Raw genomic sequence first — 19759 nt, 5'->3', positions numbered from 1 at the left:
GAGGCGTACCTTCTCGGCGTTCTGGAGGGCCTCCAGGAAGGGGGGTCCGCCTTCAGGTCGCTGTCGGTGTCGACGAGTTCGTACGGCCCGAAGGCTCCGTTGGCGAAGTTGAGCCAGGCGGCGAGCAGTTGGCGGTCGAGGGAACGCTTCGGGTCGAGGAGCAGGTTGAGGAAGAGGACCTCCGCGGCCTTGCCCTGGGTGGACACGTCCACCTTCTCGGGGAACACCGCGCTCGCGTGCCGGACGATCTTCAGATAGCAGTCCAGCGTCTGCTTGCCGAGCCCGGTGAGGTCGCCGGTCAGGTACTTGACGTACCAGACGTCGGCGAGCAGCGACAGCGGGGCGTTGCCCTGGACGATGACCGGCATCCCGTCCGCCCCCGTACCGCCGTCGTCGTCGCGTGCCGTGGAGGACAGGTCGTACAGACAGGGCTTGGTGTACGTGTGGGCCCGGGCCCGTCAGGTCGCGCGGCTGGACGCTCGGGCTGCGGGCGGGATCGGGGTCCGACGGGTTGACGAGCGAGGTGGTCGTGGTGGCCGGTGCCCCGTCGCCCCACGCCCAGCTCATGGTCTCGTCGTCGCTGCCGGGGTCGGTGAGCCGGGCGGTGTACCGCTTCTCCTCGCCCGCGTGGACGACGAGTGTCCGGCCTCCCGCGAGCGGCACGGCATCGGTCTTGTCGATCGTGACGGTCGGGTCGACGTTGGCTACGGTGATCGCGGCCTCGCGGCAGGTGGTGGTGTCGTCGTCGCTGCCGCAGACCTTCACGGTGAAGGTGCCCGTTGTCACCGAAGACGAGGTCGCGGCTGAAGGTGAGGGTGGCGTCGGGACGGTTGTTCTCCAGCGGCAGCTCGCGGGGTAGTCGGTCGCCGGATCGGCCTGGTCCTGGCTCGGTGAGGTGGCGCTCGCGCCCGCGGTTGACGTAGTAGAAGGCCTGGGTCACGACCGCGTCGCGGTCGGTGGTGAGGTCGGTGCCGTCGCTGGTGCGGAAGGCGTCCGTGAAGGTGTAGTCGAAGTGCTGGTAGGCGGGGTCTCCGGCGGCCGGGGTCTGGGGCTGGTGGCCGACGCTCTCCTCGCCGTCGAGGTCCTGGGAGACCTCGGCGTTGTTGCCGGTGGTGACCCGGCCGGTGACCCAGGAACGGCCGAGGCCGCTGAAGGGGACGGTCGTCGCGCTGCCGAGGGTGGGGTTCTGGTCGGTGAAGACCCGGCCCTCGGGGCCCTCGTTGCTGGTGAGATCGGTGCGCAGGAGGACGGTGCCGTTCCCGGCGTCGACGACGGTCTCGTACAAGTGGTCGTTGTCGGCGGTGAGCGTGGTCCGCCAGGCCGGCGGGACGGCGACCGCGCCTCCGGGTGTGGCCGGAGCGGCCGTGCGCGCCACAGCGGGGACGTGGGCCCTTCGGGGGCATCCGACGCGGGCCGCCGCGCGGCGCCGGAGCACGCCCCGAGGGATCGGGATATCAGTGGTCGCAGGCGGCGGTCGGCGGCGACCGCCACGGTTCGGAAAGGCCGGAGCCCGATGACCGTCCAACCCATTCCCGAGGAATATCCGCGAGTCACGCCGTATCTCTGTACCGACGGAGCCGCGGCCGCGATCGACTTCTACGTGTCCGTGCTCGGCGCGGTCGAGAAGATGAGAATGCCCGCGCCCGGCGACAAGATCGGCCACGCCGAACTGGAGCTGGGCAACTCGCTCATCATGCTCGCCGACGAGTACCCGGACATCGGATTCCGCTCGCCGAAGACGGTGGGCGGCACGCCCGTCACCCTGCACGTGTACGTCGAGGACGTCGACGCCGTCTTCGCCAAGGCCCTCTCCCGCGGCGCCAAGGAAGTGTCGCCGGTCAAGAACGAGTTCTACGGCGACCGGACCGGGCAGTTCGAGGACCCCTTCGGCCATCGCTGGAACGTCGCCACGCATGTGGAGGACGTCCCCGCGGACGAGATGGAGAAGCGTGCCGCGGAGGCCCTGCAGTCCATGGACCCTCCGGCGGACGGCGGCTGAACCGCCCACCCGAGAGGGGCGGCGCGCGCAGGCCACACGCTCCTGCCCGCCGCTCCCTTCCGACGGAGCGTCACCCACCCCGCGAGCCCTCGCGGGCGCTCTCACCGGACCTCAGTGATGGTGGGCACCACCGGAGGTCCGCGCGGCCGGTTCCTCCTGCGCGGCCGCCGCGCCGTGGCTTCCGTGGTCGCCGTGGCCCGGTACGGTGCCGTCCGGCTTCGCCACCAGGAAGAGACCGGCCATGCCCATGTCGGAGTGGCTCTGGACGTGACAGTGGTACATCCAGGCACCGGCGCCGACGTGTTCGCCCGCGATGATCTGGAAGCCGAACGAGTCCGCCGGGCCGGTGATCTTGTTGTCGATGACCCGGCTCACGTCCTCCGGGCCGGACAGGAGACCCGTGCGGTTGTCGGCCCAGCGGTGACCGTGCATATGGAACGTGTGGTAATACTCGCCGTGCGTGATCATGACGATCTCCACCCGGTCGCCCACCGTGGCGAGGAAGTCGGGCGGATCGGCCGCCGGCCGGTTGTTGATGGTCATGTCGTTGAAGACGATCGTGAACTGCTTGTCCGGGAGGATGTCGCCCTTGCGGCGTACGACCAGGGCGCCGTACAGGCCCTTGCGGATGCCTCCGGTGCCGTGGTCCGTGCCCACGACGTGGTCGTGGTAGTGCCAGTACCCGGCGCTGCCCGGGCGCCAGGTGCCGTCGGAGCGGCGGCCGGGCGCGTGGGTGCGCCAGGTGTACGTGCGGGTGGCGCCCGGTTCGACGTGGCTGCCGCTCATCCTCGTACCGTCGTTGTCGATGTCGTAGTCCACGCCGTGCGGATGGAGGCTCACGGGGACGTCCATCAGGTTCTCGAACTCGATGTGGATCGTGTCGCCCTCGTTGAGCTCGATCAGCGGGCCGGGCACGGACGCCTTGCCCTTCTCCAGGCCGTACCCCATCCGCCCGTCGGCCAACTTCTCCGCGTACAGCTTGAGATGGCGTATCTGCCCACCCGCCGGGGCAGTTCTCGGTGTGGCGGCCGCGGCGGGTGCGGCGCCGGAGGCGGAGGTGAGAGACAACGATGTCACGCCGGTCGCGGCGACGGCCCCGCCCGCGAGCAGGCGACGGTTGAAGCTGCGTCTGTCCATGCCGAACTCTCCGCTTCTCGGTGGAGATTGACGGGGTGAAGGGCCCCTGGGGACGGCCCACACGGTAGCGGGACGACTTCAGTTTCTCCACACTCAGGACAAAGTTCGTCCCGTTGTGGTCATAGGTATTGGCGAACCGCGCAAAGGGGTCTAGCTTCAACGGCTGTTGTTGTGACCTCAGAGGGATGGGTGACCCATGAAGCGCACACCACATCACCAAGCGAGATCAAGAACAGGCTTCGCGGTGGCGGTACTTGGGGCGGGAGCCCTGACCGCGTCGCTGCTCGGCGGAGACCCCGCCTCGGCCAGACCGTATCCGGATCCGCCGTCGACCATGGCTTCGACAACGTTGTCCTTTCCGTCTCCACCAGGCGGCGCGAACGTACGGGTGCTCGTCTTCCACGGGTCGGCGACCGAGGAGTCGCCGACGGTCGACGCGGGCATCGCGGCCGTCGAGAGCATCGGGCTGGCCGGTCCGGCCGCCGGCCGCTTCCGTACGGAGGCCACCGACGACCCGAGCGTCTTCACCGACGCCAAGCGGCTCGGCAAGTACAACGCGGTGGTGTTCCTGACCGGGGGCGGCGATGTGCTCGACCCGGAGCAGGAGGCCGGTCTCGAGGCCTACATGGAGGCGGGCGGCGGATTCGTCGGCGTCCACGAGGCGGCGCGCACCGAGCCGTACTCCACCTGGTTCACGGGCCTGGTCGGTGCACGACCCACCGGCGCCCCGAGCAGCGCGCAGCGTGCGGTGGTCGAGGTCGGCGACCGGCAGCACCCTGCCACCAAGTCCCTTCCCCTGGAGTGGAAGCGCCCCGACAAGTGGTTCAACTGGGACCGCAACCCGTCCGGCACGGTGCACACCGTGGCGCGGGTCCGGGAGGCCTCGTACCAGCCCGTGGCCAAGCCGAACGGCTGGGACCACCCGGTGTCCTGGTGCCGTGACTACGACGGCGGCCGGTCCTTCTACACCGCCATGGGCGGCACCGTCGACAGCTACGCCGAGGCGGACTTCCGCGACCATCTGCGGGGCGCGATCTCCTGGACCGCCCGCATCTCCCAGGCGGACTGCAAGGCGGCCATCGACGCCAACTACACCGCCGAGCGCGTCACCAAGCCCAACCAGCCCGGCCAGAACGACCAGATCGGCGAACCGCACGGCCTGGTCGCCGCTCCCGACGGGCGCATCCTGTACATCGGCCGAGGCGGCGCCGACTCCAGCGTGCCGGTGGTCACCGACTGGAACAACCCGGACATCGGCAAGGGCAACGGCGAGGTCCACGTCTACGACCCGAAGACCAAGCAGGTCACCAAGGCCGGCGCGCTCACCGTCTTCGGCAACAAGGGCGGCGGCGACGAGCTGGTCAAGAACGAGGAGGGCCTGCTCGGCATCGAGCTCGACCCCGACTTCATGACCAACGGCTGGGTCTATCTGCACTACACACCGCACTCCCGGATCGACCGCGACGCGCACATGGGCGAGCGGCGGGTCTCCCGCTTCACGCTCGACCTCGCGACCAACAGGCTCGACCTGGCGAGCGAGAAGGTGCTGCTGAGCTGGCCGGTCCAGATCCACAGCTGCTGCCACGCGGGCGGCGGGATGGCCTGGGATTCGAAGGGCAACCTCTACATCGCCACCGGAGACACCAACTCCTCCGGTTCCAGCGGTGGTTACTCGGGCAACAACCCGGCCCCGAACTTCCAGGGCGTCTCCTTCGCGGACGCGCGCCGCACCGCGGGCAACACCAACAACCTCAACGGCAAGATCCTGCGGATCCACCCCGAGGACGACGGCACCTACACCCTCCCCGCGGGCAATCTCTTCACGGGCGAGGAGACCGAGGAGGGCGGCGGGAAGACCCGGGGCGAGATCTACGTGATGGGCGTACGCAACCCCGCGCGCATCTCCGTCGACAGGACGACCGACATCCTCTACGCGGGCTGGGTCGGCCCCGACGCGGGCGCGCCGTCGACGACCTGGGGGCCCGCCAAGTACGACACGTTCGCCGCGATCACCAAGGCGGGCAACCACGGCTGGCCGTACTGCATGGGCAACAAGCAGCCCTACCGGGACCGCGGCCTGACCGATCCGAGCAAGCCGCTCGGCTGGTACGACTGCAACGCGCCGAAGAACGAGTCGCCCAACAACGACGGCCTCGTGAACCTGCCGCCGGTGACGGCGAACACGATCTGGTACTCGCCCCAGGGCGGCGGCGTGGACTACCCGCGGGACGCGAACGGCATCCCGAGCTACAAGCAGGAGGAGCAGAAGGTGCTGCTCCCGTGGCTCAAGGGCGGCGGGCAGGCGACCATGAACGGCCCGCTCTACCGGTACGACGCGGCGAGCGAGTCGACCGTGAAGTGGCCGTCGTACTGGGACGGCAAGTGGTTCGTGGGTGACTTCTACGACGGCGACCAGCCTCGGCATGCCGTGCTGACCGACCCGAAGACCGTCGGCAAAGGCGGACTGCCCGTACACGCCGAGTCGTTGAAGAAGATCGTCCCGGTCGGGCAGGGCGGCATCCGCAACCTGATGGACTGGAAGTTCGCCCCCGACGGTTCGCTCTACGTCCTGGACTACGGGCGGGGCTTCTTCACCTCGCACCCCGACTCCGCGCTCTGGCGCGTGACCTACAAGGGCGGCGGGCCCACCCCGGCCGCGGACCAGCTGGCACGGAAGGCGGCGCGGTGACCATGAGACACAGGAGCGGGAGGCTGTGGGCGGCCCTGCTGGCCGCCGTGGCGATGATCGTGGGGCTGACCTCGGCGGCCGCCTACGGCAAGAGCGACGACGGACGGCGGAACGCGGCGGCCCAGGTGCTGACCTGGAAGGCCGGCGATCCGATCGACCGCTATCTGGAGTTCCCCACCACGGCGGTGGCGGGTGCCACGACCATCGTCTTCGAGAACAGCACGGCCACCGGCAACACGACCGGCATGCCGCACACCCTGACGTTCGACGTCTCCGACCCCGAGTACAACAACGACGTCCCGCTCAACATCCTGGCCAATCCGAGCGACGCGAACGGCGGCCGGCACACGGCCGAGGTGACGCTGACCCCGGGCCGGTACCTCTTCAAGTGCACGATCCCCGGGCACGGCCAGATGCAGGGCATCCTCACGGTCACCGAGGGCGGCGGCGAGGACACCACCGCGCCGGAGACGACGGCGAAGGTCGAGGGTGACCGCAACGCCGACGGCGCCTACGTCGGCCAGGCGACGGTCACGCTCGGCGCCACGGACGCCGGTTCGGGCGTCGACAAGGTCGAGTACGCGGTCGGCGCCGACGGTCCGTGGCAGCCGTACACCGTCCCGGTCGTCGTCGACCAGGTCGGCGCGCACACGATCCGCTACCGGGCGAGCGACAAGGCCGGCAACACGGCCGCCGAGAAGAGTGCCGCGTTCACGGTGGTGGCCCCGCCCACCGACGACACGACGGCGCCGGAGACCTCGGCGACCGTGACCGGCGAACAGGACGACCAGGGCCGCTACCTCGACATGGCCACGGTGACGGTCACCGCCTCCGACACCGGGTCGGGCGTCAACACCATCGAGTACGCGATCGGCGACGGCGCCTGGCAGCCGTACACCGCCCCCGTGATGGTGCACGAGGCGGGCACCCACACCGTCCGCTACAAGGCGAGCGACAAGGCCGGCAACGCGTCGGCCGAGAAGTCCGTCGGCTTCACGGTCGTGACGCAGCCCGATCCCGACACCACCGCCCCCGAGGCCTCCGCCTCCGTCGCCGGCGTGCGCAACTCCGACGGGGCGTACATCACCAGCGCCACGGTCACCCTGTCGGCGACCGACGCCGACTCGGGCGTCGAGCGGATCGAGTACTCGCTCGACGGCGGCCCGTACCTCGCCTACACCACCCCGGTGATCGTCGACCGCGTCGGCCACCACACGGTGCTGTACCGGGCGACGGACAAGGCGGGCAACACCTCCACGGCGAGGAGCACGGCCTTCACCGTCGCCGAGGGCGGCGGGGTGCCCGCGCCGAACTGCCCCGAGTTCGACGAGCGGTCGACCGTCATCGTCGGGACCGTCGACACCGGCGTCCCGAACCGGATGACGAACAGCCGCTGCACCGTCAACGAACTCATCGAGGACGAGAAGGACTGGTCCTCGCATGCGCTGTTCCTCAAGCACGTCGACACCGTGGTCGACCGGCTGCTCGCCGACGGTGTCATCGACACGCGCGAGCACAAGAAGATCTACCGCGCCGCCAAGCAGTCGGGCATCGGCAAGCCGGGCCAGACCGAGGGGTACCGCGACCTGTTCGACGGCACCGCGGCCAGCTTCTCGAAGTGGCAGCACGTCGGCGGCGGCAAGTTCGGCTTGAGCGCGGACGGGGCCATGACCAGCAGCACCACGATGCCGGGCATGGGCATGCTGTGGTTCCCGCAGCGGCAGTACGGCGACTTCTCGCTCAAGCTCCAGTGGCGCGACGACGCCCCTGGCGCCGGCAACGCCAACGGCGGTGTCTTCGTGCGGTTCCCGTACGTCCACGGCAACCCCGAGGAGACCCGTCCGGAGTGGGTCGCCATCAAGTACGGCCATGAGGTCCAGGTGCTCGACCGGCCCGACGGCGACATGTACAAGACGGGCTCGGTCTACGGCTTCGACCGCGTCGGCCTCGCCGGCGCCGGGGTGACGCCCAAGGGCACGTGGAACGACTACGAGATCCGTGTGGAGGGCCAGCACTACTCGGTCTTCCGCAACGGCAAGCTGATCAACGAGTTCGACAACACCGGTGGCCAGGTCTTCCAGCCGCCGCGTGGCGACGACCCGGGCACGGACGGCCGACGCTACGCCTCCGGTTACATCGGCCTCCAGGTGCACGGCACGACGGACGTCATCTCCTACCGCAACATCCGGGTGAAGGAGCTGTAGACCGCGTGAGGCCCCTCTCCCGTACCGGGAGAGGGGCCTGTCGCGCGTCGGTCGCTAGGGCAGGTTCTGCTCCGCCCAGACCACCTTGCCGGTGACGGTGCGGCAGGAGCCCCATCTGCGGCACAGCATGTTGATGAGCTGGAGCCCCCGGCCCCCCTCGTCGCTGAGGTCCGCGTGCTGGATCTGGGGCAGGTCGGGACCCGTGTCCGAGACCTCCACGACGAGGCGGTCGCCGCGCAGGAGCCGGAGTCGGCCGGGACCGTTGCCGTAGCGCAGGGCGTTGCCCACGAGTTCGGAGACGACGAGTTCGCAGACGTCCGCGAGTTCCGTCAGGTCCCACGCGGCGAGCTGGTCCGTGACCAGGCCCCGGGCGACGGACGCGGCCCGCCCTTCCCGCGGCAGCTGCCACTCGCACAGATCACTCGGGGTGCCCGAGGCGGTCGTCGCGACGAGCAGCACGGCCTCGTCGAACCGGGAGGCATCGGCAGGGGCGCACCCGATGAGGCCACCCCCTTCGAGGGCCTCGGGCGTCAGGGAACGGGCCGCCGACCGCAGACGCTCCAGCTGGTGGTCCACGTCCGCCTGCCGGGACTTGACCAGACCGTCGGTGTACATGGCCAGACGGCCGCCCGCCGGGACCTTCAGCCGGATCGGGTCGTACGGGATCACTCCCGCCCCGAGCGGCGCGCCGACCGGGACGTCCACGAACTCGGCGGAGCCCGGTCCGTCGAGGAGCAGCGGTGGCAGGTGCCCGGCGCTGGCCAGCGTGTAGGTGGAGTCGGCCGGGTCGAAGACCGCGCAGAGGAAGGTGGCGACCTGCTCGTCCTCCAGGTCACGCGTGGCGAGGTCGAGCCGGGCCAGGACGCGTTCCGGAGCCATGTCCAGGGTCATCAGGGTGCGGGCGACCGCCCGCAGGCGCCCCATGGTGGCGGCGGCGGGGAGCCCGTGGCCCATGACGTCGCCCACCATGAGGGCCGTACGTCCGCCGGGCAGGGCCATGACGTCGTACCAGTCGCCACCCACCCCGTGGTGGGCCGTCGAGGGCGCGTACTCGGCCTGGACACGCAGCCCCGGTGTCACCGGGGTCGCGCGCGGCAGAAGGCTGCGCTGCAACGAGACGACGTGCTCGCGCTCACGCCCGTACAGCCGGGCGTTGTCGATGTAGACGGCGGCCTGGGAGGCCAGCTGTTCCGCCAGTGCGAGGTCCGTGGAGGAGAACGGCCGTGTCCCGGGGCCGCGTACGAAGTCCGCGCTGCCCAGCAGCAGCCCCCGTGCGATCAGCGGCACCGCGAGGTAGCTGTGCACCCCGGCGGCGCGCATCTGCGCCGCGGCGCTCTCCGTGGGGGCGACCTTGATGAAGTCGTCGTGCCGCATGCGGCTCACCAGGACCGGCCTGCCCTGGCGCAGGCAGTACCGGTGGAGCAGGGTCTCGTGGGCCTCCTCGGTCCGGACGAAGGTCTCGCCCACCGGGGTGGGCTCCAGGGAGGACAGCTCCTCGACGGCGCAGAGCGCGATGGCCCGCATGAGCGGGACGCCCGTACCCGTCCACCGGGCCCCCTCGTCGCCCCGCAGGACACTCTCCAGGATGTCGACGGCGGCCCCGTCGGCGAAGCCGGGCACGGTGAACTCGGCCAGCTCCTGGGCGGTGCGCTCCAGGTCCAGGGTGGTGCCGATCCTGGAGCCGGCGGAGCTCAGCCAGGCGAGCCGGCCGCGCGTGGTGAGCCGGTCGAGGGGGACCTCGCCGCTGCTCCCGCCGAGCCGCCTGCGGGCACCGGCCGAGCGGTGAACCGCGGCGCCCTTCCCGGCCGAGGCACGGCTGGTGAGGCGCCGTCTCCCGTTGCCACCGTTCACTCGTTCGGCCTCCAGACAGGAACTCGACCGTTTGTTGGTGCACATCATGCACCGGCCTTCTGTGGCTCGACGGGCCGGATGCTACGGGGACTTGGCCGGCGGGGGTGTGATGCGGGCGGTGAGCAGGGTGATGTCGTCGTCGGCCGAGCCGGGAACGAGGCGGGTGATCAGGGCGTCGCAGACGTGGTCCAGTGAGGTCTGGGGTTCCGTGAGCAGGCGGGTCAGATCGGTGAGGCGTTCGTCGAGGTCGGCGCCGCGGCCTTCGACGAGGCCGTCGGTGTAGAGGACGAGGACGCTGCCGGCGGGCATCGTGGCTTCGGTCGTCGTGAAGTCGACTCCACCGACGCCCAGGGGGACGCCGGAGGCAGTCGGCAGGATGTAGGCCCTGCCGTCGGGTTCCAGGACGGCGGGGGGCGGGTGGCCGGCGCGGGTGATGGTGCAGTGGCCGGTGGCGGGGTCGCAGACGATGTAGAGGAAGGTGGCGAGCATCGGCTCGGCCAGGTCGGCGAGGGTGGCTTCGAGCTGGTACAGCAGGTCGACCGGGGTCATGTCGAGGCGGGCGAGGGCCCTCACGGTCGCCGAGAGGCGGCCCATGACCGCGGCCGCCGCGATCCCGTGCCCCATCACGTCCCCGATGGCCAGCGCCGCCTTGCCGTCGGGCAGGGGCAGTACGTCGTACCAGTCGCCCCCGACCTCGTTGATGTCGCTCGCGGGCAGATAGCGGTGGGCGATCTCGATGCCCGGCGGCGGGGTGACGTGTTGCGGCAGCATGCTCCGCTGGAGGACCACGGCGGTCTCGTGCTCGTGCTGGTACAGGCGCGCGTTGTCGATGCTGACGGCGGCGCGCGTGGCGAGTTCGCCGGCGAGGGTGACGTCCTCGGATCCGTACGGCGCTCCGGGCCGGGTCCGGCAGAAGGTGGCCACGCCGAGGACGAGGTCGCGGGCGATCAGCGGCACCATCATGAACGAGTGCACGCCCTTCTCGACCAGCTGGGAGGGCACCGAGGTGTAGCGGGCCAGATGCGCGACGGCCTGCTCGTCGAGATGGGCGATCAGATACGGCTGACGGGCTCTGATGGCCTGTGTGTACGGCGCCCTGGCCGGGAAGGTGAGGGTGCGCCCAAGAGGGGCGAGGAGGCGTGTGATCGCGGTGCCGGCCAGCGGGGCCTTCCCCAGGCGCCGCACGGCGACACCACCCGCCAGCCCCAGGCCCGGTTCGTCGCCGCGGGCGAGGGTGTCCAGGATGTCGACGGTGACGGCGTCGCCCAGCTGCGGCACGGCGAGATCGGCCAGTTCCTGGGCGGTGCGCTCCATGTCGAGACTTGCTCCCATGCGAGAACTGGCCTCGCTCAGCAGGGCGAGCCTGCGCCGCCCCGCCTCCGCTTCGACGTGGTCACGGTGCTGGGCGGTGACGTCGACGAGGGTGGCGACCACACCGATCGGCAGACCGCTCGGGTCTTCCATCCTCACGTACGAGCACGACCAGACGTGCTCGTGGTCGGGGTCGGCCGGGGTACGACCGGCACGGTGCCGGTCCAGCACCGGCTCGCCGAAGGCCAGGGCCTGGCGCATGGCCTCCTCGATCTCGCCCGCGTTGACGTCGGGGAGCAGTTCACTGAGGCGCCGTCCGACGTGGGCCTCCTCGGACAGGCCGTTCATCTGCTCCAGCGCGGGGTTGACCCGCAGGAAGCGGAGCTCGGTGTCGAGGAGGCCGATGCCGACCGGTGAGCGGGCGAACAGCCCGTCCCACACCGCAGAGGTGCCGCGGATCCGCCGGGTCGTGTGTGCCTCGGCGGCGAAGATCAGTACCGCCGACGCGCCGCGGCGCCGGTCGGGGACGGGGCAGGCCCAGATCTCCAGCTCCAGCGGGTACTCGTCGTGGTGCCAGGCGGTGACCGTGCCCATCACCCCGCGTCCTGTGGCTGCCGTCTCCCACAGAGCACGGCCGAGGCTGCGGTCGGCGCCCGGATGGAGGAGCTCGGCGATGTGCCGCCCGACCACGTCCGGCGGGGAGTAGCCGAGGAGCTCCTGGGCGCCGTGGTTCCAGCGGACCACCGTCCCGTCGGACGCCGTGGCCACCTGCGCCACCGCCAGGGAGCCCACCCAGCCACCGGCGTGCTGTGCGGCCCCGCTGATCAGCTCCTCGATCGGTTGCTCACTCACCGGTGCCCTCCCTTCACGCTCAGGGGCCGGTGGGTGCCTTGGCGGCACCCGGACGCGGGGCGGTCCTTCCGCGGCCCGGACGGCCTCCGGTCGCGCTTCTCACACCCCCATCGTCGCGCCGGTGGCCCGGCGGCGCCCCCGAACGGACCGGTGTCCCGACGCCGCGCACCCGCCTGGAGGAGACGGACCGCCGACTCTGTCCGGTTTTTACATGAGATGCGCCACAGTCGCCGGAAGCGCTCCCCCCTTCCGCACCCGGTGCCCGCTCTGGTAGACGTGGCGAATCCTGTTCGATTTCGCCGAAAGCGCCGCCATGAACCAGGCCCCCGATCCCGACCACGTCACCTTCACCATCGACCTCACCGCCGAGGAAGCCCGCAGGCGGGCCGAGGTCGTCGCGGCACTGGGACCCGACTGGGACCCGATGGCCGTCCTTCGGGACGAGCAGGCCGCGCACGCCCTGCTCTATTCGGGGCTGGACGCCGAGCAGCAGCGGATCCACGACATGCTGGTGGCGGCGGGAGTGCTGCCCGGACAGGAGCCGGGCCGTGCGGCTTCCCATTGACCCCCACGCCGACCGGGCCCGCCGCGCCTGGGTCGCCTGCCCGGGCTGCGACGACGCCCGCGACTGCGCGACCTGCACGGAGCGCCGCAACTGTTCGGAACACTGGCGGTACCTGATAGCCAACAAGGGGCCGAGGGTCCATCTGCAGTGCCCGAACTGCACCCACACCTGGACCCTCGACACCGCCCGCGACCGCCGCGCCCGGGGCTGACGCTCAGCAGATCCGCGGCAGCTGCTCGCCGAGCGGCATGTCCACCACCCGCGTGCCACCGAGGCCGGTACGGGCGACCACCATGCCCGGATGCGCCTCGACGGTCTCCCCGATCACGGCCGCCCCGGCGCCCAGCGGATGCGCGCGCATCGCGGCGAGCACGGCGTCGGCCTGCTCGCGCGGGACGAAGGCCACCAGCTTCCCCTCGTTCGCCACGTACATCGGGTCGAGGCCGAGCACTGCGCATGCGTTGGCCACCGGCGCGGGAACGGGGACCGCCCGCTCCTGAATGACGATGCCGGTACCCGACGCGGCCGCGATCTCGTTGAGCGAGGCCGCCAGTCCTCCCCGGGTGGGGTCACGCAGCACGTGCAGGTCCGGTGTGACCGCGAGCATCGCCTCGACCAGCCCGCCGAGCGGCGCGCAGTCGCTCTCGATCTCGACCCCGAACTCCAGGCCCTCGCGCACGCTCATGATCGCCACGCCGTGGACGCCGACGGGCCCGCTGACGATCACCACGTCACCGGGTACGACATGCTGCGGCCGAAGGTCGACACCGGGCGGGATCAGACCGATTCCGGAGGTGTTGATGTAGACACCGTCGCCGTGGCCGGCCTCCACCACCTTGGTGTCCCCCGTGGCCACTTGCACGCCCGCCGCTCGTGCCGCGGCCCCGAGAGCGTTCGCCACCCGGGTCACGACCTCGGTCTCCACCCCCTCCTCCAGGATGAAGCCGCAGGACAGATAGGCCGCGCGGGCGCCGCTCATGGCGAGGTCGTTCACCGTGCCGTTGACGGCCAGATCGCCGATGCTGCCCCCGGGGAAGAACAGGGGGCGCACCACGAAGGAGTCGGTGGAGAAGGCCAGCCGGGCGCCGCCGAGTTCGACGGTGGCGGCGTCGGTGGTGACCGAGAGCGCGGGTCCGCCGAAGGCGGGCGCGAAGATCTGCTCGACCAGTTCGGCGGACAGTGCTCCTCCCCCGCCGTGGCCCATGACCACGCGCGGCTGGTCCCGCAGGGGTGCGGGGCACGTCCAGCCGAGCATGTCGGGTGCCTGCTCCGCAGGGGTGGCGCGGGTGAGCTCAGACAACGGAACTGCCCTCCAGGGCCGGGGACTTCGCCGACGGGGAGTGAGACGACGGGGTGCCGAGGTCGAGCCGCCGGTAGAGGTAGTAGGCGGCGCATGCCCCCTCGCTGGAGACCATGGTGGCGCCCAGCGGGGAGCGGGGAGTGCACGTCGTACCGAAGGCCTCGCACTCGTGGGGCTTCAGCAGCCCCTGCAGGACCTCGCCGCTGCGGCACTCGGCCGGCTCACGGGTGTCGATCCCCTCGACGGAGAACCGCTGCTCGGCGTCGTAGGCGCGGTACCGCTCCGACAGCCGCCAGCCGCTGTCCGGGATCACGCCGATCCCCCGCCACGCGCGGTCGGTGACCTCGAAGACGTCGTCCAGCATCGCCCGGGCGGCCGGGTTGCCCTCGGGCAGCACCGCCCGGGGGTAGGCGTTCTCGACGGTGTGCTCTCCTCGCTCCAGCTGGAGCACGGTCCGCCGGACGCCTTCGAGGATGTCCAGCGGTTCGAACCCGGTGACGACGATCGGCACCCGGTGGCGTTCGGCGAGTGCGGGGTACTCCGCCGTGCCCATCACGCTGCACACGTGTCCCGCGGCGAGGAATCCCTGGACGCGGCAGTCCGGCGAGTTCATGATCGCCTCGATCGCCGGGGGCACCCGGACGTGGGAGACCAGCAGGCTGAAGTTGCGGATGCCGAGCTTGCGCGCCTGATACACCGTCATCGCGTTGGGCGGGGCGGTCGTCTCGAAGCCGATGCCGAAGAAGACCACTTCGCGGTCCGGGTTCTGCTCGGCGATCCGCAGCGCGTCGAGTGGCGAGTAGACGACCCTGACGTCACCGCCCTGCCCGCGGACCTGGAAGAGGTCACGGCCGGTACCGGGAACGCGCAGCATGTCGCCGAAGGAGCAGAAGATCACGCCGGGGCGGGACGCGATCTCCAGCGCCTTGTCGATCACCTCCAGCGGCGTCACGCACACCGGACAGCCCGGTCCGTGGATCAACTCCACCTCGGGTGGCAGCAGTTGGTCGATCCCATGCCGGATGATGGTGTGGGTCTGGCCGCCGCAGACCTCCATCAGCGCCCAGGGCCGGGTCACCGTCGCCCGGATCTCGTCGAGCAGCCGTCGGGCCAGCTCGGGGTCCTGGAACTCGTCGATGTACTTCACCGCGTCACCTCTCCGGCGAGGCCGTCCTGCGCCGGCCGCTCGTCGCCCGTCGCTTCGGCGGCCTCCCACGGGTCGCCGAACTCCTCCTGGAGCATGCCGAGGGTCTCGAACAGCTCCAGCGTCCTCCTGGCCGACTCCTCGTCCAGACGCTGCAGGGCGAACCCGACATGGACGATGGCGTACTCACCGGGCTTCAGGTCCGGCAGGTACTCCAGGCACACCTCCTTGACCACACCGCCGAAGTCGACGGTGGCCATCCGGGTGCCGTCCCGGTCCTCCACGTCCAGCACTTTTCCGGGTACCGCCAGGCACATGGGTGTCTCCTCACTGTCGCTCTCGTCGTGGCATGCCGGAGGCCGCCCGGTCGGGTACACGCGCGGCCACGACGAGCTGGCCGAGAGCCAGACCGCCGTCGTTCGGCGGGATCAGGCGATGGCGCAGCACGGTGAAGCCGTCCTCCCGCAGTCCATGGGCGCAGGCGGAGGAGAGCACCGTGTTCGCGAACACTCCCCCGGTCAAGGCGACGGTCTCCACGCCGGTCTCACCGCGGGCGGCGGCGCAGACGGCACGTACCAGGCGGGCCACGGCATGGTGGAACCGTGCCGCGACGACGGCAGCGGAGGTGCCGTCGAGCACGTCGGCGGCCACCGCCGTCAGCAGGGGCGCGGGGTCGGCGGTGAGCGGGGCTCCGGACCGCCGCGGGCCGAGCCGGAAGGCGTAGCGTCCGTCCTCCGTCACGGCCGGTGCGCGCAGTGCCGCCGCCTCCAGCTCGATCGCGGCCTGCGCCTCGTATCCGGCGTGGTGGCAGATCCCCGCGAGGGAGGAGACGGCGTCGAAGAGGCGCCCCATGCTGGACGTGGGCGCGCAGTTCAGCTGGCGCGCCAACTGCCGTTCCAGAACGGAGAGTTCTCCGGGATCACAGGCTCGCACGCAGGGCAGTGCGGGGTCGGCGGCGAGGCCTGCGGCCCGCAGGTGGGACAGGGCCATGCGGTAGGGCCGTCGTACGGCCGCGTCACCGCCGGGCAGGGGTACGTAGGCCAGGTGAGCGAACCGCGAGAACCCGGCGTAGTCCGCGACCAGGAACTCGCCTCCCCACACGGCGCCGTCGAGACCGTAGCCGGTGCCGTCGAAGGCCACGCCGATCACGGGCCGGGTGCCGTCGAGCCCGTTCTCGGCCATCGCCGCCGCGACATGCGCGTGATGGTGCTGCACCGGGGCGACGGGCCGCCCGGCGGCATGCCGCCGGGCCCAGCGAGTGGACCGGTAGGCGGGGTGACGGTCCGCGGCCAGCAGGCCGGGGCGCACGCCCGTGACGGACTCCAACTGCCGCTCGGCGGAAGCGAGGGCGAGTTGTGTGGCGAGGTCGTCCATGTCGCCGATGTGGGCGGAGAGCCAGGCCTTGCGCCCCTCGCCCAGACAGAAGGTGTTCTTCAGATCGCCACCCACGGCGAGGGCGGGAGCCACCTCGACGGGCAACGTCACCGGCAGCGGGGCGTATCCCCGGGAGCGGCGCAGCGTCAGCTGCTCGCCGTCGCAGACGCGGACGACGGAGTCGTCGCAGGGCACATGGATGGGACGGTCGTGGAGCAGCCAGGCGTCAGCCAGACCGGCGAGCCGGGTCAGTGCCTCGGCGTCGTCGGTGACGATGGGTTCGCCCGAGAGGTTGCCACTGGTCATGACCAGCAGCCGGGGCCCTTCGCCGTCCGGTGGGCCAAGGCCGAGGAGGAGGTGGTGGACGGGGGTGTACGGGAGCATGACGCCGAGGTCCGGGCTGCCGGGTGCCACGGCTCGCGCAGGTGCGGCCCCGCGGCGCGGCCGGGCGTCGTCGCGGCGCCGCAGGAGGACGACGGGCCGGACGGTGCCGGTGAGAAGGTCCCGTTCGAGCGGGCCGAGGTGCACGAGGGGCTCGATGTCGGCGAGGTCCGCCGCCATCATCGCGAACGGTTTGTCACCGCGCGCCTTGCGGCGGCGCAGTTCGGCCACCGCGTCGGGGTTCGTCGCGTCGCAGGCCAGGTGATAGCCCCCGAGACCCTTGACGGCGAGGATCGCACCGGCGGCGAGCATCCGACGTGCCGCGGCGATCGGGTCGATGCCGGCGTCGGGGTCGGGGTCGGGGTCGGGGTCGGGGTCGGGGTCGGGGCCGAGGTCGGGACGGGTGCCGGGGTCGGGACGGGTGCCGAGGCCGGGGTCGGGATCGGGCTCGGCACCCCTGCCGGTGCCAAGGTCCGCGCCGGAGCCAGGGGCGGCGCCCCTGCCGGTGCCAAGACGGGACTCGGTGCCGGACGTGGTCCACTGGCCGCCCGGTGCCGTGACCAGCCGCAGCCGGGGTCCGCAGTGGGGGCATGCGACGGGCTGCGCGTGGAAGCGCCGGTCCGCCGGGTCCGCGTACTCGCGGGCGCAGTCCGGACACATCGGGAAGCCCGCCATGGTGGTGTGCACCCGGTCGTAGGGCAGACCGGTGACGATGGTGAACCGCGGGCCGCAGTGGGTGCACGTGATGAAGGGGTGCAGATACCGCCGGTCGGCCGGGTCCGCGAGCTCCGCGAGGCAGTCGTCGCAGGTGGCGGTGTCGGGTGGGACGAGCGTGCGGACGGCGCCACCCTGACGGGAGGGCACGATCGTGAATCCGCTGTCGCCGCTCGCGGCCACGTCGGCCGTCTCCACGGAGTCCACCCGGGCCAGCGGCGGCGCGTCGGGCGCGATGCGCGCGCAGAAGGCGGCCACGTCCGCGGGGTCGCCCTCGACCTCCGCGACGACGCCGTCCGCCGTGTTGGTGACGTGCCCGGACAGCCGCAAGCCGGTGGCGAGGGCGTAGACGTAGGGCCGGAACCCCACGCCCTGCACGACACCGCGCACGACCACCCGGCTGCGCCGCGGGGTCGTGTCGGCGGCGGCTGCGGACCGCGCCGTGGTCACGCGCCGGCCTGGGCCATCACCGGGGTGTGGACGCGGTTCCCCTCGGCCGCGGCGAGGGCCCGGTCCAGCAGGACGCCGGCGCCGCGATCGTCGCGCACCGAGGTGAGGACGACCTCGACACCGGGGTTGACCTGCTGCACGTGGTGACGGAAGGCCGCCTCGTCGAACTCCGCGGCCTCGGCCATGTCGGTCTTCGTGACGATCACCAGCTGGGCCAGGCCGAACGCGGTGGGGTACTTGAGCGGCTTGTCCTCCCCTTCCGTCACCGAGGCGAGCACGACCCGGAGGGACTCGCCCACGTCGTATCCGGCGGGGCAGACGAGGTTGCCGACGTTCTCCACGAACAGCAGCCGGGTGGATTCGGGCAGCCAGTCGTGCAGGTGCCGGGCGACCATGTCGGCCTCCAGATGGCACAGACCGTCGGTGAGCACCTGCTTGACGGGGACTCCCGAACGGGCCAGGCGCCGGGCGTCGTTCTCCGTGGCCAGGTCGGCGGTGAGTGCGGCGGCGCTGACGCCGCGTTCACCGGCGAGGCGCAGTTCGCGTTCCAGCAGGGCGGTCTTCCCGCTCCCGGGGCTGGAGAGCAGGTTCACCACCGTCGTGCCGCGGGCGGTCAGTTCGGTGCGCAGGATCTGTGCCGCGGCCTCGTTCTTGGCGAGGACGGCACGCTGGAGATCGACGGCTCGGCACATGCTCAGCTCTCCTCGGTGATCGGTTGGCGACGTCGTTCGCCCGCCGCTTCGGGGTCGGCCCAGCGGACCTCCCGGATCTGGAGTTCGCGGCCGGAGACGAGCTCGTCGGCCGCGGCGCCGCAGCCGGGACAGAGCAGTCGCGGCGGCATGCCGACCGCCCAGACCTCCGCGCACGGTGCACAGCGCGCGGTGCCCGGGACGGTACGGGTGATCAGCTCGGCGCCCTCGACGACGGTTCCGGCGCAGGCGAGTTCGAAGCAGAAGGCGAGGGCGTCGGCGACGACGCCGGCCAGCTCGCCCACGTCCAGTTCGACGCTGCTCACACCGACGGCCCCGCGGGACCTCGCCGCGGCCTCGACCTGGTCGACGACGGCGACGGCGAGGGACATCTCGTGCATCGGTCTCCGTCCTGGGCGCGGGGGTCTCGGGCGCCATTAGAGGACGGGTGGCCGCGGGGGTCCGCCCGGCGCGCCGGGACCGCACGGCGGTGTCGTCCGTTCGGTGCAGCCGCTCCCGCGCCGGGCCGAGGTACGTCACGAACCGAACGAGGTCACCGGGGAGGGTCACATCCTGCTGATGCGCAGATAGCGCCGGAGGTCGGGGAGGACCGCCACGACGGCGGCCACGACGGCCAGGGCGGCGGTGACGGCGGCGGTGACGCCGAGGACGCTCTTGTGCATGGTGCTCTCCGTTTCGGTCTTCATACGGCGGCTTCCTGGCGGACCAGTTCGGTGACCATGCGCACGGCCTCCGGCACGGCGGCGGCGACCCGCGGGCTGAGCCCGATGCCTTCGTCGAGGGCGGCCGGTTCACAGCCGACGACATGGATGCGCCGTGGTGGTGCGGCTCCGGTTCCCGCGCACAGGGTGTCGAGCAGGGCGAGGACGGCGTCGGGTGTCATCCGGTGGCCGTCGAGCGGCGCGGGCGGCTGTCCGGAGCTCGGCGCGCCGGCCGGGGCGGGGGGGCGCGCCGGCCGCCCCGCCGCCGAACCCCGCGCGGGGGGGGCCGGAGCTTTCCCCCACCCGCCGGCCACCGCCCGCGTCGCGCGGCCCGACGGCGACCGTTCCTCCGCAGCAGCGGATGGTCTCCGCCGTCT

General features: G+C 71.7%; 17 protein-coding genes. 6 read left to right on the top strand and 11 right to left on the bottom strand.

Translation table 11 applies throughout. The features are described from left to right. Nucleotides 1-511: 511 nt before the first annotated feature. Both ACFVZW_RS18520 and ACFVZW_RS18515 read left to right on the top strand, forming a co-directional pair. Nucleotides 512-859, top strand: coding sequence for a hypothetical protein (locus tag ACFVZW_RS18520; protein ID WP_384522470.1), 348 nt, complete (start codon nucleotides 512-514; stop codon nucleotides 857-859). 654 nt (nucleotides 860-1513) lie between these two features. After that, nucleotides 1514-1999: a VOC family protein gene (locus ACFVZW_RS18515; RefSeq protein WP_384522468.1), complete on the top strand. Its 486-nt coding sequence runs from the start codon at nucleotides 1514-1516 to the stop codon at nucleotides 1997-1999. A gap of 111 nt (nucleotides 2000-2110) precedes the next feature. Here the strand turns inward: ACFVZW_RS18515 and ACFVZW_RS18510 are convergent, their stop codons facing one another. Further along, nucleotides 2111-3136, bottom strand: coding sequence for a multicopper oxidase domain-containing protein (locus ACFVZW_RS18510; RefSeq protein WP_384522466.1), 1026 nt, complete (start codon nucleotides 3134-3136; stop codon nucleotides 2111-2113). Nucleotides 3137-3332: 196 nt separating this feature from the next. On the opposite strand from ACFVZW_RS18510, the gene ACFVZW_RS18505 reads away from it, so the two are divergent. Beyond that, the gene (locus ACFVZW_RS18505; protein ID WP_384522464.1) at nucleotides 3333-5825 is read left to right on the top strand and encodes a ThuA domain-containing protein; all 2493 of its coding nucleotides are present in this window, start codon (nucleotides 3333-3335) and stop codon (nucleotides 5823-5825) included. Between the two features lie 2 nt (nucleotides 5826-5827). Next, nucleotides 5828-8029 (top strand): OmpL47-type beta-barrel domain-containing protein, encoded by a 2202-nt coding sequence (locus ACFVZW_RS18500; protein ID WP_384522462.1) that lies wholly within the window; start codon nucleotides 5828-5830, stop codon nucleotides 8027-8029. A 54-nt stretch (nucleotides 8030-8083) separates the two neighbouring features. On the opposite strand, the gene ACFVZW_RS18495 is transcribed toward ACFVZW_RS18500, so the two are convergent. Then, on the bottom strand, nucleotides 8084-9880 hold the full coding sequence (locus ACFVZW_RS18495; RefSeq protein ID WP_384522460.1) for a SpoIIE family protein phosphatase: 1797 nt from the start codon (nucleotides 9878-9880) through the stop codon (nucleotides 8084-8086). Between the two features lie 81 nt (nucleotides 9881-9961). Beyond that, on the bottom strand, nucleotides 9962-12043 hold the full coding sequence (locus ACFVZW_RS18490; RefSeq protein ID WP_384522458.1) for a SpoIIE family protein phosphatase: 2082 nt from the start codon (nucleotides 12041-12043) through the stop codon (nucleotides 9962-9964). A gap of 313 nt (nucleotides 12044-12356) precedes the next feature. Between ACFVZW_RS18490 and ACFVZW_RS18485 the strand changes: the two genes are divergently transcribed. Both ACFVZW_RS18485 and ACFVZW_RS18480 read left to right on the top strand, forming a co-directional pair. Beyond that, complete coding sequence (locus ACFVZW_RS18485; RefSeq protein ID WP_384522456.1) at nucleotides 12357-12608, top strand: DUF6400 family protein; 252 nt, start codon at nucleotides 12357-12359, stop codon at nucleotides 12606-12608. Next, nucleotides 12592-12819: a hypothetical protein gene (locus ACFVZW_RS18480; protein ID WP_383561455.1), complete on the top strand. Its 228-nt coding sequence runs from the start codon at nucleotides 12592-12594 to the stop codon at nucleotides 12817-12819. The genes ACFVZW_RS18485 and ACFVZW_RS18480 overlap by 17 nt, the downstream gene beginning before the upstream one ends. 3 nt (nucleotides 12820-12822) lie before the next feature. On the opposite strand, the gene hypE is transcribed toward ACFVZW_RS18480, so the two are convergent. The 8 genes from hypE to ACFVZW_RS18440 all read right to left on the bottom strand — a co-directional run bounded on the left by hypE (nucleotide 12823) and on the right by ACFVZW_RS18440 (nucleotide 19564). Beyond that, nucleotides 12823-13863: a hydrogenase expression/formation protein HypE gene (gene hypE, locus ACFVZW_RS18475; protein WP_384522528.1), complete on the bottom strand. Its 1041-nt coding sequence runs from the start codon at nucleotides 13861-13863 to the stop codon at nucleotides 12823-12825. 37 nt (nucleotides 13864-13900) lie between these two features. Then, entirely contained in the window at nucleotides 13901-15055 is a 1155-nt protein-coding gene (gene hypD, locus ACFVZW_RS18470) for a hydrogenase formation protein HypD (protein ID WP_384522454.1), read from the bottom strand. Then, complete coding sequence (locus ACFVZW_RS18465) at nucleotides 15052-15369, bottom strand: HypC/HybG/HupF family hydrogenase formation chaperone (RefSeq protein WP_384522452.1); 318 nt, start codon at nucleotides 15367-15369, stop codon at nucleotides 15052-15054. Before ACFVZW_RS18465 ends, hypD begins: the two co-directional genes overlap by 4 nt. Before the next feature lie 10 nt (nucleotides 15370-15379). After that, nucleotides 15380-17971 (bottom strand): carbamoyltransferase HypF, encoded by a 2592-nt coding sequence (hypF, locus tag ACFVZW_RS18460; RefSeq protein ID WP_384522450.1) that lies wholly within the window; start codon nucleotides 17969-17971, stop codon nucleotides 15380-15382. Next, entirely contained in the window at nucleotides 17968-18663 is a 696-nt protein-coding gene (gene hypB, locus ACFVZW_RS18455) for a hydrogenase nickel incorporation protein HypB (RefSeq protein WP_384522448.1), read from the bottom strand. The genes hypF and hypB overlap by 4 nt, the downstream gene beginning before the upstream one ends. Before the next feature lie 2 nt (nucleotides 18664-18665). Beyond that, entirely contained in the window at nucleotides 18666-19061 is a 396-nt protein-coding gene (locus ACFVZW_RS18450) for a hydrogenase maturation nickel metallochaperone HypA (RefSeq protein ID WP_384522446.1), read from the bottom strand. A gap of 165 nt (nucleotides 19062-19226) precedes the next feature. Beyond that, nucleotides 19227-19367: a DUF6893 family small protein gene (locus ACFVZW_RS18445; protein WP_384522444.1), complete on the bottom strand. Its 141-nt coding sequence runs from the start codon at nucleotides 19365-19367 to the stop codon at nucleotides 19227-19229. Next, entirely contained in the window at nucleotides 19364-19564 is a 201-nt protein-coding gene (locus ACFVZW_RS18440) for a hypothetical protein (protein ID WP_384522442.1), read from the bottom strand. The genes ACFVZW_RS18445 and ACFVZW_RS18440 overlap by 4 nt, the downstream gene beginning before the upstream one ends. Nucleotides 19565-19759: the final 195 nt, after the last annotated feature.

The sequence above is a fragment of the Streptomyces sp. NPDC059567 genome, assembly GCF_042735655.1.
In the GTDB taxonomy this organism is placed as follows: domain Bacteria; phylum Actinomycetota; class Actinomycetes; order Streptomycetales; family Streptomycetaceae; genus Streptomyces.
This window is presented reverse-complemented; position numbering and strand designations above follow the sequence as displayed.